Genomic DNA, 17,616 nt, shown 5'->3' on the forward strand with positions numbered 1-17,616 from the left:
ACAGTTGCTCTCTATCCTTCTCCAATCGTCTTCCGAAAATACAACTCTCAGAGTACAATTGGTCCTCTCTTTTTTGGGCATGCAAACATACGAGGAATGATGGTGTCCAAAAAGGAATATTACGTAGCACGATATGCGTATCACGAAAACGCCCCACTCCTTAGAATATGCTCTGGGGCTGGTTTAAAAGTATTATTGATACGTGATACGTTTGTCTTGATACTTTTTGGACAGCCTCTCGCAGCCGAAGGTTGCACTCTGTGTTCTAAAGTATTAATGGATCAAAAACCTCAAACCAGAAAAACTCCCTCCGTGAACTCTGAGTCTCAGAGTCTCAGTGTATCCGTGTTTTGTTTTTTATTTTCACCTAGTTTCGATGTTCAACTTTCAAAACATTGGGAGGTACTATGTGAGCCTACTTGTTTAACGCTCCTATATTTTTAAATGCATTTGCCCGGAATAAACAACCACGACGTGGTTAAATGTATTCTACAAGATGCAGCAATCCACAGGTTCTACTGCCATCCTATTCGTTATGGAACAAAAAATTGGCGAGCCCCAGAATTCACTCTATCGACTCGCCAACAACTCATTTTTGTAACTCTACTACTCGGTATAATAGGTAATACCCTTGCTATCCCAATAGCGCTTTAGCGTGGTAAGCGACTTAGTAAAGCGATCGTAGTCCTTATTGGCGGTTTGTGTCCAACCAACCTCGGCATATGCGGCAATACGAGGGAAAACATGGCTGTAAAGATCAGTAACCTTAGGGATAAACTCGCACCACATTTGGCATCCAAGACCCAATACCTGCTTAGCCTCGTTCTCGCTTATGCCTTGAGGTACGGGGTTAAACGAATAGGCTTTTGACAAAGGAATTGCCTTATGGTCGTAATCGAGATAGGTATAAGGATTATCGGAATTAACCACACTATATCCTCTGGTAATAGCATCCTTTAGCATCTCCGATTTGCCCTTCCAGAAGTGAATAATGGAGCTCTTAGCCAAGGAGCCGGTAGCGTCGCTCTCGCTCGACCATTCGTGCACATTCTTACCTAAGATCTCGTTCCATCCCATCATGCTGCGCTTCTGGCTATCGATAAAGTTAGACACGCGATTGGTAAAGTAGATTTGCACATCGGAGTAGTTCTTAAAGCCCTCGCGCTCCATGAGCTGGGTTATGGCTGTACATTGCTTCCATGGATCGTAGTTAACCTCATCGCCTCCAATATGAATCACTTTGCTGGGGAAAAGCGCCATTACCTCTTTAAGCACATCCTCTATAAAGGTATATACGCGCTCGTCGGCAATATTGTAAACTACCGGTTTAAGGAAACCGTAGCTGCTAGGCACCTTAATGGCTTCGCCTGTAGTGCCCAACCAAGGGTAAGCGGCAACAGCAGCCGAAGCATGTCCGGGCATCTCTATCTCGGGGACAATGGTAATATGTCGTGCTGCAGCATAGGCTACAATCTCGCGAATATCATCTTGGGTGTAGTACCCACCGTGGGCGTTGGGGTCGAACGTTGTGCTCTTCCATCCGGTAGGCCATATGCCGCTTTGGGTGCTATCTCGCCAAGCGCCGACCTCGGTAAGTAGAGGGTACTTCTTTATTTCGATACGCCAACCCTGATCGTCGGTTAGGTGCCAATGGAAAACGTTCATCTTAAGCAGCGCCATCTGATCGAGCATCTGCTTAACAACAGCCTTACCCTTAAAGTTACGCGACTCGTCGAGCATAAAAGCGCGCCACCCAAAGGCAGGCTTGTCCTCTATCTTACAAGCCGCAATGCGGTAGTTCCCTGTGCCGGTAAGCTGCATAAGATGACGTAGCGACTGTACCGCATAAAAACAGCCAGTAGGTGTTGCTGCCTCGATGGCTATTTTATCCGAAGCCACTGTCAAGCGATAAGCCTCATTTGCCATCGTCTTATCCTGCTTAAAGACAACCTGTCCTTTAGCGCTCGTGGCTATAGCAATACCATATTCGTCCTTAAAAGTTGCAGTCAGCCACTTTAACTCCGAGGCAAAAGAACGAGGAAGAGTTACGCTAAGATTTTGCTTAAACTCAAAAGCACCACTCAGCTTATCCAACTGGTTGGGATAGGGAATAATGGTGTAGGGTTGCTGCCCAAACGAGACAAAACTCATGGCTAAAAGCAGCGCACAGATTAGTAGTTTCTTCATAATGTTTAGATTAAAACGATTAGGGCATACATCCTCAAATTCAGTAACACGCTTTTTGTATTCGACAATGCCTTGCAATAAATATAACCATTCGGAGCAATAATCAAACCAACAGAAAAACAGAGAAACTGCCTAGCCCTGCATCGTATATCAACTGCACTTAACAGACTATACCAACCTTACCGAGGCCTCTCGTGACGCATTTGTCGTGCGTCATGATATCATGAATAAAAACTACGAACAAAAGAGGTTTAGTTAAAACCAGCACACTTTTTGTACACTTTGTTTCTTTTTTACTATTTTTAAGCCAATTAAAACCGGATATTATGAATAAACAAAGAACTACAATTCTAACAAAAAACGCATTACCGTTAATTGTTGTGGCTTTTCTCCTATTTGGAACCTCCAATAGCCTATCGGCCCAAACTTGGATCGAAAAAATGGGCAACCGGGTAAAAGAAAAGGCTGTCGAAAAAGTTGAAGAGCGCATCGAGAACAAAAGCGAAGAAGCCATAGACAAAGGGCTTGATAAAACCGAAGATGCCGTAAAGAAGTCGGCTAAAAAAGGGAAAAAAGGTGCTTCTACCCAAAAAGGTGGAGAAACAAGCAACGAAGAAATGGAGGCATCATCGCCAAAAGCCACACAGCAACGAGCTGATGTTTCCTATACAAAATACGACTTTGTACCCGGCAACGAGGTGATTTTTGAAGACGACCTAAAAGGAGAACAGAAGGGCGAATTCCCAAGCAAATGGGACTTAGTGGAAGGGAATGCCGAGGTTGCCCAAGTCAACGGCGAGAATACACTTGCCATTGTTGGTTTTACCTATATCACGCCTCTTTTTAGAGACAAATCTTTCAAACTTCCCGATGAATTTACATTGGAATTTGATTTGCTCATCGACGGGGCGGAAGGTGAAACCGCCGTTGAGTTTATAAACAACAGTGATGAAGTAATCGCCAATTCGCAATTTTGGAAAGACAACACCCGATTCTTGTTTAACTGGAACAACAATACCAACGAAAGAACAAGCGAAGACACATACGACAACAGTCAAGGATGGCATCATTACGCTTTGTCGTTCAACAAACGGGCAATGAAGGTATATATGGACGCCAAGCGTGTAGCCAACATCCCGAACATTACCGAAAAACCTGTAAAAATAAAATTATTTGCCCGCGGACCGGAAGACAATAGCGTTTTCCACATTAAGAACATTCGCATCGCCAAAGGCGCCGTGCCTCTGTATAACAAGCTGCTTACCGATGGTAAAATTGTAACCTACGGCATCACATTCGACGTAAACAAGGCAACCATCAAGCCACAGTCGATGGGAACCATCAACGAGATATTTTCCATTCTCCAGAAATACCCAGACCTGAGATTCTCCGTGGAAGGACACACCGACAATACTGGCAACACAACCCAAAACCAAACTCTTTCCGAATCACGCGCTAAGGCAGTGTGCGAAAAACTGAAGGAAATGGGAATTAGCGCCAGTCGTCTTTCGGCTAAGGGACATGGAATGAGCAAGCCCATAGATAACAACGACACCCCCGAAGGCCGCGCGAAAAACCGCAGGGTGGAGTTTGTGAAGCAGTAGCTTACACTCCATTTTTTCGTATAAACAAACCACCGGGTATACACAAGCAACAAGGTAATAGTATAATCCGGTGGCTATTCAATGTTTAATTTTAAATTGATAGCCATGCGTAAAACGCTACTTCTTCTATGCGCAATTGTGCTTACCCTTGGGGTATTTGCACAACGGAGCAAAGGTAACATTACAGTTACCACACCTCCAGGATGGGCCAAGGTACAAGGATCGGTGCTCGAGCACCAATATCTAAAGAATGGGGCATCGTTTATGATTAAGGAGGAAACTCAACTAAACGGGAAAACGCTGGGTAATGCCGTAAATACTGCCAAACAGCAAATTGGCAAGTACTTTTCCGATGCATCCTTTGCAAAAGATGAATTCCTAAAAGTTGACGGACAAGACGCCCAAAGCACAACCTATACCTACACAGCAAAAGCAGGAGGTATGGTACTAAAGATGAAGATGCAAAGCATCTACGTAATGGTAAACGGGAAGTGCCAGAACATATCGTTTGGAAGCACGGCCGACAGCTTTGGCATGCTAGCCAAAGACATTCCTATAATACTGAAAGGAATAAAATTCAAAAAATAAAACAGGAAACACCCATATAAAAAGCCCTTTAAAATGAAGCAATCATATGGGTGTTTCATGCACTAGCAATTTTTTCAGATGAAAACCACCTTAATCATTGTTTGCACGCTGCTTTGGAGCCAAACCCTCTTAGCTCAGAATCTAGCACAAAAGCATTTATCGCAGCTGCCACCCCTACCCGAGAACATCTGCAGCATTTCGAGCGCAGATGAAGACAGCTATCGATCCCTCATTCTAATGGTAATAGAGGCGATAGAGGTCGATGTTGAACGCATTGAGCAGCTACAACCCACGCAAAACCAGATGATGCAAAGCCTCTCTAAGAAGACCGGCATATCGCAGCAAAAGTTAAATAAGCTTTCGAACTCCGACAATGAGGCCGAAGGCGAAAAGCTGATGCAGCAAAAAGTACTCGAGCAATACGGCATGAGCGTAGAGGATATAAAAAAGATCGAGAACATGAGCGAAGCCGAGCAAGAGCAGTGGGCCAAAGCCTACGCAAAAACGGGGAAAGCCAAGCAGAAACAGGCTCAGGACAAAAAACTCTACAACAATAGCGAAGAAATCAGCAAACTAGAAAAAGAGTTTGCCGCATATACCACCAGCTGGTCGGCCATGCAGCTCGACTTCGACAAGCAAGAAAGATTAGCAAAAACCAAACTCGACACCTGTCTCGAAAAAGTGCGCAGAAACGCTCCTGAACCTAGGTATCAGGGAGAACACTGCATTAACGAGAAAGCTATAGAAGAGTATTTGGCTAAAAACGAGCAGCCCTGCTACGAAGCATACTGCAGCCACATGACTCCTAAGAAAAAGCTGCTTATCGCCAAAAAAGAAGCAGACCTGCCCAAAATGATTGTACTGATTACCCAGATACAAACCCTGAAGAATAACTTGCTGAACGAGCAAACCGGCATCAACCTAAATGCAACCCAAACACCCGAGGTGGCAGCACTGGCATTGGTAAAAGAATTTGCAAAGGATATGTACGATGTATTCTTGCCCATAGCAAATCCCTATAGGTAGAATAGGAAATTTCCATCAAACCAACAACCCCTAATCATTCTCGAATGAAAAAGCATATCCTCTATATCGTTGCATTTGCGCTTATGCATATGCCATCCTTCGGTCAGGACACAAACGAGGAAGAAAATGGAGTAACCTTTCTACCCCACTATAAAGGCGAAGTGGTAAATAAGATATCGGGCATCCCCAGTAGCAATGCAGCAAAGATATTTTCGGTTATCTCCTCGTGGCAACCATTCATATCTCCACAAGGCTTTAAGCTAACAGCCCACGGGGACAACACCCAATTAGAAGTAATGGTCGAGCCCTACTTTTCGCAGGATGGGATAACCCTTACCAACGGAGGAGCCTCGCTAAACGTTTACTTCAACGATCCTTTAAAGATATTCCGTAGTTCGGTGGTTGCTGATATCTACATTAAGCCTCTGAAGGTAGCCGAATTTTTCGGTTACCCTATTTACTACAACGGGTATTTTGAAACCACCATTATCGGGAAATCCCACAAGCCGCTGTTCGTTCCGGTTACACGAGAAGAATACCTTAAAGCGCTAATAGCCGAAGAAGAAAAAAAGCAAAAAGGCTACGGACAAACAATGACTGCCGACGAATACCAAAAAGAGATAGATAAGACTTACAGAGAACTGTTGAAAACGGACAAACAGGCAGCAGCCGAGTTTAAGAAAGAGATGGAAGGTGTGGTAAAAGAGTACGCTGCTAGCAACAAAACCCCAGATGTGATTTCCTTATTAAAAGAGGAACTACAGAACCTATCAGCCCAGGAACGCCAGCAGCAAGCCTACTATGCCTTGGGTGCGATGGAAAAATACGACAACTTTTCGGGACTGGTTCCCGAAAGCGACAAGGATCAGGGCGAACCCCTAGTACGCCCTAACTACAACCTAATTGAGAAGGGCAAAGGCACCATACAGCTAATGGTGATGAGATGGAACATAAAAACTGAGGTAATAGAGAACGAATCATCGCCCCGCCTATATACTCCAAAACAGAATATTGGGTACGAACTTTCCGACAACAAAATAGCCGAGCTATACAATAGCCCTACCATATGGGCTCGGATATTTGCACTGGTAAAATAGTATCACCCCTCGCATAAAACAACAAAAAGGAAGGCTGCCCCAACAAGGTGCAGCCTTCTATATTATTTTGCAACGTTGTTGCCAACGTGGTAGGGTGGGCCGGTACGTGGAATACGATGAACCTTAATCTTAGCGTCAACTTCTGTACTGCCATTCGTTACCGAATTCTGACAGCCATTGGTATTTGTAACTATAACCTTAACATCAGGATACGAAACCAAATCAGTATTACCAGCAGGGAATAGCTGATCGTTAGTTGGAGTATGCAATACTGGAGTTTCGCTGTTTAACTCGGCAGGTAAAATAGAATAGTTGGAAGTTGTTACCGACCATTGGTAGGTGTATCCAACTGCCCCATTCGTGATGCTAAGAGCTGGAGCGTCACCAGCACACTTACTAATCTCCGAAAGTATAGGAGCCGGAGGCAACGAGTTTACCGTAATACTAATATCGCGCGATAGCGAACTCTTCCCGCAACTATTTACTCCCTTTACCTTTAGCGTACCACTTGTTGCATTTGCAGCAAAATCTAGTGTAACGCTATTGCCAGTACCGTTAATGGTAGCATTAGTTCCCGTATAACTCCACTCGTAGCTGGTTGCAAGCGCATCAGCAGGAACAGTATAAGTCACTCCAGTTTCGCCCTTACATACCGAGACATCACTCACTGTAAAGGCACCCAACTGATCGGGTATTTTATTCCACGATATCTCACGCTCGTCGTATACATCACTACAACCGTTAGTTCCTGTAAGCGTAAGCCTTACCGTTGCAGTACCCGATGGCGATGAAGGGGTAAAGGTTGCCAACGCAGGATCGGGACTTTGTGTCCAAGTACCACCAGTTCCACTCCATGTAGGAGTACCACTATATGAACCTGTAGCGGTAGCCTCCGACATCTGTATTGGTGATTTTCCTGTACAAATACCTAAAGCATCAGGACCAGCATTAGCAACAGGAGCCTGGTTAACAACAACTGTGGTAGTTGCTGTACCAACACACCCTTTACTATCTGTAACCTTATAAGTAAGGTCGTAAGAACCTCCTGTTGCATTGGCAAACGATGGAGCTAATTCCGTCGTACTTGATAACGATCCTGCGCCTGTACCTGTCCAACTGTGGGTATAGGTACCTGTTCCGCCAGCAGGTGCTGCCGTAATAACGACTAAAGACCCACTACATACAGAAGGCGCAAGGGGAGATATGGTTGCCGTTGGTGGAGTGTTGACGGCAACAGAATAAGCATCAGAAAGAGGACCATCACCTGCCGTACAACCGCTTACACCTCTAACTGTTAAGTATCCAGACGAAGCCGTAGGTGAATAGCTTAAGGTTATGCTATTAGTAGCAGTAACCAATCCCCCTTGAATATCCGAACCTGTGGTATGTTCTACCGCACCAGCGTTACTATAGTACCACTTATACCCCGAAGCATTCGCTATTACAGGAACCGTATAGGTATAGGCAACATCACCTTTACACACCGATTGCGCTCCGCTACTTATATTTTTCTTTTCGGTTACCGAACCTCCATTCGATACATTGATAGCATACGTAGAGGCTGTTCCGATTCCACAACTATTCTTACCGCTTACCGAGATTGTTGTAGGACCTGCCACACTAAACGAAAGAGATGCCGCCCCCCCCGTAGGGCCAACCGCCACCCCGTTTACCTTCCATTCGTATGATGATGCATTATCAATGGCTGGCACAGTATATACAACCGTAGTATTCTTACAAACCGACACATCGCCACCAATCAACCCAGCGGCAGCCGGCTTTGGGTTTACCGTAACCACAACGGCACTACTGGTTGACGAGCAGCCCCCAGAATTGGTTGCAATAACATCAACAGATTGAGTTCCGGCAGGTAATAATGTAGTCGGTGGAGTATAAGTATTGCTTCCTCCATTTTGCACTACAGCACCGTTTACCCTAAAGGTATAGTTGGTTAAACCACTTGTAGCTGTAAACGTAATGCTAGACCCTTCGCAGATGGTGTTATCGGCATCGTTACTCGACACCACAACGGTAGGCATAGGGTTCACATTTACGACAACCGATGTTGTACCTGTAATGGTACCAGCAATTCCATTAGCTGTAATTCCTGTAAGCGTATAGGTAGTAGAGGCTGCAGGCGTAACGGTAATGCTGTATGGACTGGTTGCCAACGGGGGAGTTGTTATGGTTGTTGCCCCAGCCTTATAGGTAAGGACCCAAGGAGGAGTTCCCGAAAAGGTTACTGTCATAGTGGTAGAACTACCGCTACAAAGATTAACCGTACCCGGGCTAGTAAACGATGCCGAACTAGCAGACAATGGCATCACAGAGCCTAGGGTAAAGTGGGTATAGCTCCCAAAACTTACCGACGAGGTGGTGGTTACTGTACCGTTGGTACTAGACCCGGAGACAGCAGCCCCATCTCCAACCACCTCCCACTTTGATGTAGTAGCATTCCATCCCACAACCCTTAGGTTGCTCATATCAGGAATCGTACTCGCAACATCGCTCGAACCGTCGAGAGCTATACTAATTTGCGATTGACCTCCATTAGGAGCCTGTATCTTCCAGTACTCAGAGTGGCTAACGGTAGAGATAGGCGCTTCGAAACTATCAGTTGGCAAGCCTACGTTAGTCGCATCGGCATAAGAATACGAGGCACTCCAGTCGGTTATTCCGGCAGGACCCGACACGTTAAGCAACGATATAGGACCATGTGCTTTGGTGTCAGAAAAGTTACCAATAGGGAACGTAAAGTTATTACCCGTCATCATAGCCTTAGTAAGCACACCATTTACAAACGACAATGGTATTCCTGCGGATGGAGAAGCGGTAGCGCCATAGTTGAGCTTAAACTGAGTTCCAGAAGGAACCGTAATTAACCCACCAGTAAGCTTTAGGTCTCCATCAATCTCAATATTGTTAACCACCGACACCCCATTCAAATTATTTACCACAAGATTATTTAGGGCATTTCCATCTACAAAAGTTCCCTTAATAGTTTGAGGTAGGCTCCCAACCATAGCAACAGTAGCATTCACACCACTTCCCGCATCGAAAGTCCCTCCAACCCGTTCTATATTGCCCTTAACACTCAAGGTTCGGTTGTAGTAGTTTACCAAATCTAATCCAGTATCACCGTCAATAATAAGATTGCCATTTAGCGTTAGGTTATTATTAGGGAAGCGACGCACGCCACTTCCGGTAAACAAGAGGTGGTTTACCTCAAAGATGTTCCCCAAAAACTCGTAGCTTTTGTTGGTACCTCCAAACTCTAGCGTTCCTCCTGCTGTAGAGAAGAAGTCATCGTAAACAGCTGCAGGTATTTCGCCAATCTCACTATAAATGGTACCATTACCGTTTACAATACCCAAACGATGTCCGTAGGTGGAGTAAAGCATCAGCTTACCGTACACCTCAGTCATGTAGCCAGCAAGGTTATTAGTAGAAACGTCCACTGTATGGGGTGCATTAATCTTAGCAATAGCACCTCTAGGGCCACCTGCTACATTGGGAGTCCAAACTGTTGCTGTAGTCCAATCACCATTATCTATAGTTTCATATTTAGCTACCTTATCGGGTATTGCACCATTCTTAGTGGCATCGCAGGCTCCTGCAGTATAGTCGCCGCTTACTCCAGCAGCATCAGTATTAGAGAATAAAAAAATCAAATCTTTGGTACTTTCATCAAATTCATCTACAGTGAACTTATTCCATGTCCCCGAACCATCCGATAAAAGCCGTGCGGTAATGTAGTCTGCCACCGTATAGGGCGATGTAACCTTCACATCGGCATCAATGTACCTCATTCTTGCGGTACCACTAAAGCTGCTCAAGTTATCGGCCTTTAGGGTCCAATAGTATTGAAGCGCATTATCCTTATCTACAATTTGGGTACCCGTTTCGGAATCTTCCACAATGCTTGGATGAACCTCATTGGCAGGCTTTACGGTAATACTACCTGTACTACTAGTGTTGCCATCAACCTTTATAGCTACTGGGGTGTACTTATCAGCCGACCCCACAGGAAATATAAAGCTGGACTGTGCGCCCGAGGGGAAAAACTTACGCACCCCATTATCGGTAAACGAAATATTGGTGGTAATCATATTGCTCTTTGAGAAGGTTGATGCCTGCTCGATAACAGCCCCCGACAATAAATCGAGCAGATTCTTTCCTATGTTTAATACACCAGCCTGCATTTTAAGAGAATTGGTAATCTTTAGTTGGTTGCCCACCGGAATATCTACCCCACTAGGGTTATTTATGGTTAGTTTCCCAAATGTTCCATTACCTGTTAGTATCTGATTTACGGTACCATTTAGAATAATACCATTGGTTGCTCCCAACGAACTTACATGTAGCGCATCATTTAGCACATTACCTTTTGCCTCTACTGTATTAGCATTTGTAGTAAAAGTGCCCGCACGTAGCAGAAGCTCATTGCTAACCAGCAACGGAGTATTTATAGCTAGCGTTACATTACTGGAGGATGTTTTATCAAGATTGTAGAAATCAATAGTACCACCTCCACTTGATACGGTTTGCGTGCCAGTTCCCGAAAAGTAAGTGGTATTCCCCTTCGGAATAAACGTTCCCTGACAGTTCATATTGCCATTAAGCGTAAGCCCAAGGCCGTTGGCATCGAAGGTTGCACCAGCATCAACCGTAAGCAGGCTGGATATGGTTGCGGGTACAACCAGCAGCTGAGCCGTAGGCTTATTTCCACTCTGGTTGTTTACCCTTATCGATGGGAATGGCTTGCCAGCATAAATGCCAATAGTTTGCCCTGCTGGTGTAGTGCTGTGCCCTATATTAATGTTAGCACCTCCACCAATGTTATAGGTTGTCGGATTAAAGTAGAAAGAAGCAATCTCAGGACTAACTTGCGCACGGGCGATGTAGAGATCGCCCGCCGTCATGGTAAACGAGCTTCCCGCATTAAGAATCTCAAACACCCCACGAGAGTTGGCTGTTGCCGCATTCTGCCCTACCACAACGCTACCGCCAGTTTGCTTGTACTTAAGAATACCCGCATCGGAGGTAAGGCTGCGACGAATCTGCCCGCCAACATTTAGGTTTCCGCCTGAAATATCAATGGTTGCATTACCCGAAGCCGAGTATTCTATGGAGTTCTCGCCTCCACCAGTAACCATATCGAGCGTACCGCCGCTAATGGTTAGCGTACCATCGAGAGAAATGCCCGAATTCCCTATAGCACGTGCAGTACCCCGTTTTATCTCGAGCCCTGCAGTAGAGGGTATATCAAAGTAATCATTCCCTGTTGTTAGGTTTAAGATATGCCCAGCGCTCGGGTTGGAGATAAAGGTACCATTCCTCAACTCCAGCGCCTTTGCTACCCCAACGCCCGAAGTTAGACCATTAAGGTTGTAATCCGTATTAAACTGCGCCGTGGTAGATTGGTTATTCCCCTTGCTAACGACCAAGCGGTACAGATCGGGAACAGTCCCATTTACCCGGTTATACGTCATGCTATTGGGGCCATCGAGGTAGAGCGTAATACGGTCGTTGTTGTCGCCACTCCATAGGTCCAAACCTGTAGAGGATAGCGTTGATGTTCCTTGAACGATATTACCCTCAACATGCAGTTCATGGTCGACAAGGGGTGCTGTAGCATTTGGATTCAGAACCTGTATAATGCTATTGCTATTCTTCATCAGCAAGTCTCCTCTAACAACAATCTTACGGCGGGTACCCGTATTGCCATAGTTTACCTGAGCGCCACCACCAGAACCATTTTCGAACATGATAAGGTTCCTACCAATGGTTAGATCACCAGTTGCGCCTGTTGGCAGAACGAGGTTAACATTCCCAAGCAACTCTATATTACCCGTTGTTTCTAACGAATTATCAAAAGTAAAATTCCAATTCTGTCCACCCCAGTTGTCATTTGAGATGTACAAGTTTGGGAACAATGCCGGAGTCTTTGAGATATGCCTATTGTCGCTAAAGTTCTCGTAGATGACATACGAAGAGTCCTGACGAGCAAAGTCTCCAATATCCATCTTGGTATAGTCGGGATCGCTCTGCCTATTCCAGAATAGCCCCTCACCCTTAACTAACTTGGCTACCAACTGTCCGGCAGGTTGATCAATACAAAGCGTTGGCCTAAACTGGAAGTTCGATCGATACTTCCTTGGCACTGGATTGCCAGCAGCATCTGTCATTTTTGTAAATACAACCTCTGCCACTTGCTGGCTTACCCCGCCAATCCAAATACAGTGCGGTTGCCCTAACAAGGTGGGTCGGCCAGCATCATCCCAAGGAACCCAACCGACAACGGCAACATCACCTGCGCCAGGTATAGTACCAGCAGCAGGCTGTCGGCTATCATGTGGCTTGTATAGAGGGTTGAGTTTATCGCTTCGTGTCCAAGCATTTGGATTTGTCCACTGTGCTTGTTGTTCTACATCTCTAGTATAGTATATAAGCACGCTACCCGTGAACCTATTCTGCACCCCTGCTGTATAGTTGGCGTTTTCGAGGGTAATTCCTGCCGCGGAAGGTGTAAACAGCGCCCCCGTGCTTGTACCATTAATGGTTATAAAGCGAGAGTTACCTCCACCAAACGTTTTGTAAATATCATCGGAGGTTTCATACAAGCGGGTGTAGGGGCTTTCGTCTAGTACCTTACCGGGAACGTAACTTGCCTCATTGGTAGCCCCAGCTACTAAATCGACGTTGGGAACAGTCTTCTGGTTACGATAGTAGAAGCGGTACGACACCGTAGGCTTAGTAGCAAACCCGCTATGCGACACGCGCCAGTAGTGCTGCAGTACCTCGCCCCCAGTCTGATTGGTGGTTTGTAGAGATCCGAACACCGGGCGAATGGTTACATAGCCATCATCAGCATAGCCCTTAACTACCATCTGCGCAGGACGGAAGTAGAGCGTTGAACCAGCATCGGTGGTAAAGCCGACCGGATAGGTTAGTGGACCAAAGTTGTTAATGATATTATTCTGATTTTCGGCAAGGGAATTGGCGGTAACCTTAAGCGACAAACCACCATCGCTGGCCTTACCATCGGTAATTATCATGGAGCTACCAGATGCTCCGCTATTGGCTACCGACAGGTAGCTGTTTGCGGTACTATTTTCGAATAGCCCCGGATTAAAGTTCCACATGTAGTCTACCTTAAGGTTGTAGCCCTTTAGGTAGATAAGCCCCTTTACGTATTCCATACGCTCCACGTAGGTATCGCTAGTAAGTGACAGCATAGCAGGAGGGGTAACGTTAACCTGAATGTTACCAAAGACGGCATCGCTGCTGGTAGTAAGGATTAACGAGGGGTTTTCCATTATCTGAATCTGCGCACGGCTAGGCGTTACACCCGGATACCAGGTACCCATACGGCCTTTGTTCTCAATGGCTCCCCATGTTCTAATTGTATAAAGGTTTTGGTTAAGCGTACCCGACAGCACCGAGGCAGTACCGTTTACATCAACGGCAACCGACTCGTTGGCACGTCCCGAGCCCGAGGTAACCTTAACCTCGTAGCCGGTTGTACGATCGACAACGATATTCCCCAGCTCTAGCGGGCTTGAAGTTTCGCCCCAGTAAAGCTCCTCTACGGCAGCAGTACCCGCTGTTTTATTAAAGTAGGTGGTATTGCGTGAGGTTGGCTGGCTGGCGGTAGCATCGTACGGAGCGGCACCTCCGCTTATTGGCCTATAGGTTGCCCCCTTCTCTACAATAAACGAACCTCCAATATATACGTCGTTGGTAGAAGGATCGAAGGTGATGGCCTTAGAGGTTACTTCGCCTGTTCCCCATAGCTTAAGGTCGTTAAGCACCCTTAGGGGCTGCACCCCTACATTTATATTCGCGGCCCCAATATTGCTAGCAGCACCAAGGGTAAAGAAGCCACTACCGGCAGCGGTACTCTTCATCTCCAAGTTCCAGAAAGGAGCACGCGAGGTGATACGGAAATTGTCAGCGGCTGTAGTCTCGCCAACTACAGTACCTCCAACAACCTTCACGTTTTCGGGATCGGAGTTTATAAGTATGGCCCCATTACCTGCTGCTGTATTTACCTTAAGCGTACCACCCGACATATTGAAAACGCTGGCTGTGCTGGGCAGGCTAAACACGTAGTGGTCGTTGTTAACGGTTCCACCTAATACGTTTACGGCTCCACCCGACTGTACATATGCGCCGTTATGTGGCCCCCCCGTCTCGTCGGAGGTGCGCAGCTGGTTAATATTCACCGTTCCACCATCTACGTTCAACGAGCCGTTGCTGCAAAGGGTAATACCATTCTGTATTTTAGCTTCAAGTAGCCCAGTAGTAGCTTTAAGCTTGCCATAAACGGCAATGGTTTGCCCGCTATTCTTCTGTACCGTTCCTCCATTTACCCACAGCTGGGCCGCTTCCGAAATGTTGTAACGGTTGGCTGTTGATAGCGTTGGGATGACAATGCTATTCCCTATACGCACCGTACCACGTATCAAACCAAGAGCATTATTGTTGGCAGTGAGCTGCGCTACTGGTGCATGATCCTCGTTGGCATAGCCAAACAGGTTGAAGTTGGCAGGAGCTGTAGCATCGAGGTTAAGGGTATAGGTATTATCGACCCCCTTATCAACCTCTATGCGGTAGAAGTTGGTTAGTCCCTTACAGAGTACGCTTTGGCTGGCTGCTGTATTCAAGAAGTTAACGTCCACAATACCATCTGTGGCCTCGGCGGCATAGTTTGAAGCTGCACGGTTGGTAAAACGAACCTCCCCGCTATTGGTAAAGTTCCCATAAAGGTTCATCTGGTGACGAGCATTGGCCTTACCCGTTGCTATTTTACCCGAGGCAGCCACAATAACATCACCCTTAACCGTAATAGCTAGCGCTGTAGTAGCAGCAGCATCGCTTATGCTGAAGGTGCCGTTGGCAACGGTAAGGTTTCCGTTTAGGGTATGGTTGGCCAGCAAGGTAAGCACCTTACCCGCATCCATATTAACCTCCACGCTATAAAAAGTTCTTGGAGTGGTTATGCTGCGGGTATCGCCGTAGTACTCTACGGTACCTTGGCCTGCTGTTATAAAATCGGTGGCATCGCCAGCGGGGAAGTTATCCCCTGCCAAGCGGATACGACCCGTACCATCTATATAAGTAAAGCTATGCCCTGTTGTAAGACCAAAGTCTAGCGAACCTACTACGTTAATGCGCTTGTTGATTTTCCCATTGGTTGGAACAGTAACCGTACGACCCGATAGAATAAACACCTCGTCGAAGTCTGAAGTCACCGACGTAGTTGGGGTCAGGTTGTTGGGATTCAACGGTTGGGTTCCCGAAGGATCGAGCGTCCAAGTAGTGGGATCGTCCCAACTGCCGCTCTTAAGCGAGTAGAATATTTTCTTATCGGGTACAGTTGCCGTCCAAACAGCATCAAGGGTTGCAGCAGCCGATGCCCTCAACGGGTTTACCCCAGTAGCGCTAACACCTCTAGGGTAAGCCCAGTTCCCCAACACGGGCTTGTACACCATATCGTGTGTACCAAATGTACCTATAGGAGCGTCTCCTCCAAGGTAGGGAAAGCTTACATCGGCCAGAACTGATCCTCCAAAACCGCTGGTGCTGGTAATCCAATAGCGGAGTAGGGGGGTATTACCCGTAACTCCTACTGCTGGCGTTGCAGAACTGCCGACCCTTACCCACGAATCTGGTGCAACCGTTGCAACTGATAGGCTGCCCAGCTGCATTGGGGTGTAGGCGCTACCGATACCTATCGGATAGGTCATCACGAAATCGGGGCTGCCATTTCCCTGCTTTACCATGCCGCCGCCACCACCAACATCAACCATGCTGGTGCCGCTAAAGGTTCCCACAACGGAGGCAGCAGCACCCAGAGTTAGGTCGTTAGCCCCCAGCACCAGCTTACCGCTGGTTAGCGTGAATGCTCCATTTATGGTAAGCGGAGTTCCAAGAGTTGCAGTACCCGAAGTTGCCCGATTAAGCGTAAGATCGTTCAGCAGCTGTGCTCCATTCTCAAAGTATAAAGTTCCCAAATCTCCACTACCAGTAATACTTAGGTTGCTGGCAGCTCCACCAATTAGGGTTCCGGCCGCAGCTCCCGTTCGGGTAGCTGTCCCCGATAGGTTAAGAGTATTGTCAGCAATTGCAAGGGATCCTTGCTGCAGATCGAGGTCATTATTAACAGCAACGTCTCCCTGCATAGTTTTAGCCCCTATATTGGAAGTGGTAAGGTTGTAGTAGGTGTAGGCCCCAACACTTTGCGCTCCCGCACCATTGTAGTTAACGGCACCTTGGGTAGGGGCTGATGATCCCCCGCCTGTAGCACTAGTAATAGTACCGCCAAACATATCGCCTCCCACATTAAGCGTACCAGCCCCTGTGAATAAGATATAGGTTCTAAGATTAGAACTATTTAGAGTCACATCTCCATCAACGGTTACACTACCTGAACTTATTCGAACATAAGCATCACGTGTATTACCAGTACCTTCTGAACTAAGAGTAATAGACCCAGTCCTAAATAATCCTGCATCTACACGTATTGCCTTTTCATCATCATCACTATCAGAATTTAGATAGGTTCCACCAGTAACTTGCAAACTACATCCTGAATTAAACTGAAGGTAAGAGTCGTTACCACCTCCATTAATGGTGAGGGATCCTATACTATTTGGAACATCTGCAGTTACTCTAACTGTTGTATTATTTCTGATTGTTATGTTTCCTGTTCCTGCATGTTGTCCGGGATATGTTGTTGTTGTAGCCCCTGCCCATGTTCCTGCAGTAACGCATCGCTGCCAGTTTGCTGCGTTATTCCAATTCCACGTCCCTGTTACTCTCGTACGATAATCACCAACATTCTGCCCCCACCCCACACCCGGAGCGAGCACAAGAGCAAATAGCAGTAAAATAGCGACAAGCGTAGCGCGTCGTTGAGCGGCAGTAAAAATGTTTCCCTTACCCATGGTCAAAGAGTGTATAAAGTAGAAAGCGAATAAGTACAATCAGCGAACAACCGGATCGTTGCTCAAACGGGGGGATTCTGAAAATACTGCGATAGCGGCACAACGACGTATACGCATACGCCAATCAGCCAACATCTGTAAGATGCTGCTAACAAAAACCTC

At 46.4% G+C, this 17,616-nt stretch carries 6 protein-coding genes; 4 read left to right on the forward strand and 2 right to left on the reverse strand.

Annotation, left to right across the window (positions count from 1 at the left end; translation table 11 throughout):
• Positions 1 to 606: 606 nt before the first annotated feature.
• Positions 607 to 2,187: a beta-N-acetylhexosaminidase gene (locus tag CLV25_RS09960; RefSeq protein WP_131839503.1), complete on the reverse strand. Its 1,581-nt coding sequence runs from the start codon at positions 2,185 to 2,187 to the stop codon at positions 607 to 609.
• Positions 2,188 to 2,513: 326 nt separating this feature from the next.
• On the opposite strand from CLV25_RS09960, the gene CLV25_RS09965 reads away from it, so the two are divergent.
• The 4 genes from CLV25_RS09965 to CLV25_RS09980 all read left to right on the forward strand — a co-directional run bounded on the left by CLV25_RS09965 (position 2,514) and on the right by CLV25_RS09980 (position 6,502).
• Positions 2,514 to 3,791: an OmpA family protein gene (locus CLV25_RS09965; RefSeq protein ID WP_131839504.1), complete on the forward strand. Its 1,278-nt coding sequence runs from the start codon at positions 2,514 to 2,516 to the stop codon at positions 3,789 to 3,791.
• Positions 3,792 to 3,896: 105 nt separating this feature from the next.
• Entirely contained in the window at positions 3,897 to 4,379 is a 483-nt protein-coding gene (locus tag CLV25_RS09970; protein ID WP_131839505.1) for a hypothetical protein, read from the forward strand.
• Positions 4,380 to 4,457: 78 nt separating this feature from the next.
• Complete coding sequence (locus CLV25_RS09975; protein ID WP_131839506.1) at positions 4,458 to 5,405, forward strand: hypothetical protein; 948 nt, start codon at positions 4,458 to 4,460, stop codon at positions 5,403 to 5,405.
• A 44-nt stretch (positions 5,406 to 5,449) separates the two neighbouring features.
• Positions 5,450 to 6,502 (forward strand): hypothetical protein, encoded by a 1,053-nt coding sequence (locus CLV25_RS09980; RefSeq protein ID WP_131839507.1) that lies wholly within the window; start codon positions 5,450 to 5,452, stop codon positions 6,500 to 6,502.
• Between the two features lie 62 nt (positions 6,503 to 6,564).
• On the opposite strand, the gene CLV25_RS09985 is transcribed toward CLV25_RS09980, so the two are convergent.
• Entirely contained in the window at positions 6,565 to 17,454 is a 10,890-nt protein-coding gene (locus CLV25_RS09985; RefSeq protein WP_131839508.1) for a hypothetical protein, read from the reverse strand.
• Positions 17,455 to 17,616 lie beyond the last annotated feature (162 nt).

The sequence above is a fragment of the Acetobacteroides hydrogenigenes genome (assembly GCF_004340205.1).
Lineage (GTDB): Bacteria > Bacteroidota > Bacteroidia > Bacteroidales > ZOR0009 > Acetobacteroides > Acetobacteroides hydrogenigenes.

Excerpts from the sequence above, each read along its gene's own strand:
- CLV25_RS09960 (WP_131839503.1), bottom strand. The coding sequence starts at position 2,187 with ATGAAGAAACTACTAATCTGTGCGCTGCTTTTAGCCATGAGTTTTGTC.
- CLV25_RS09965 (WP_131839504.1), top strand. The coding sequence starts at position 2,514 with ATGAATAAACAAAGAACTACAATTCTAACAAAAAACGCATTACCGTTA.
- CLV25_RS09970 (WP_131839505.1), top strand. The coding sequence starts at position 3,897 with ATGCGTAAAACGCTACTTCTTCTATGCGCAATTGTGCTTACCCTTGGG.
- CLV25_RS09975 (WP_131839506.1), top strand. The coding sequence starts at position 4,458 with ATGAAAACCACCTTAATCATTGTTTGCACGCTGCTTTGGAGCCAAACC.
- CLV25_RS09980 (WP_131839507.1), top strand. The coding sequence starts at position 5,450 with ATGAAAAAGCATATCCTCTATATCGTTGCATTTGCGCTTATGCATATG.
- CLV25_RS09985 (WP_131839508.1), bottom strand. The coding sequence starts at position 17,454 with ATGGGTAAGGGAAACATTTTTACTGCCGCTCAACGACGCGCTACGCTT.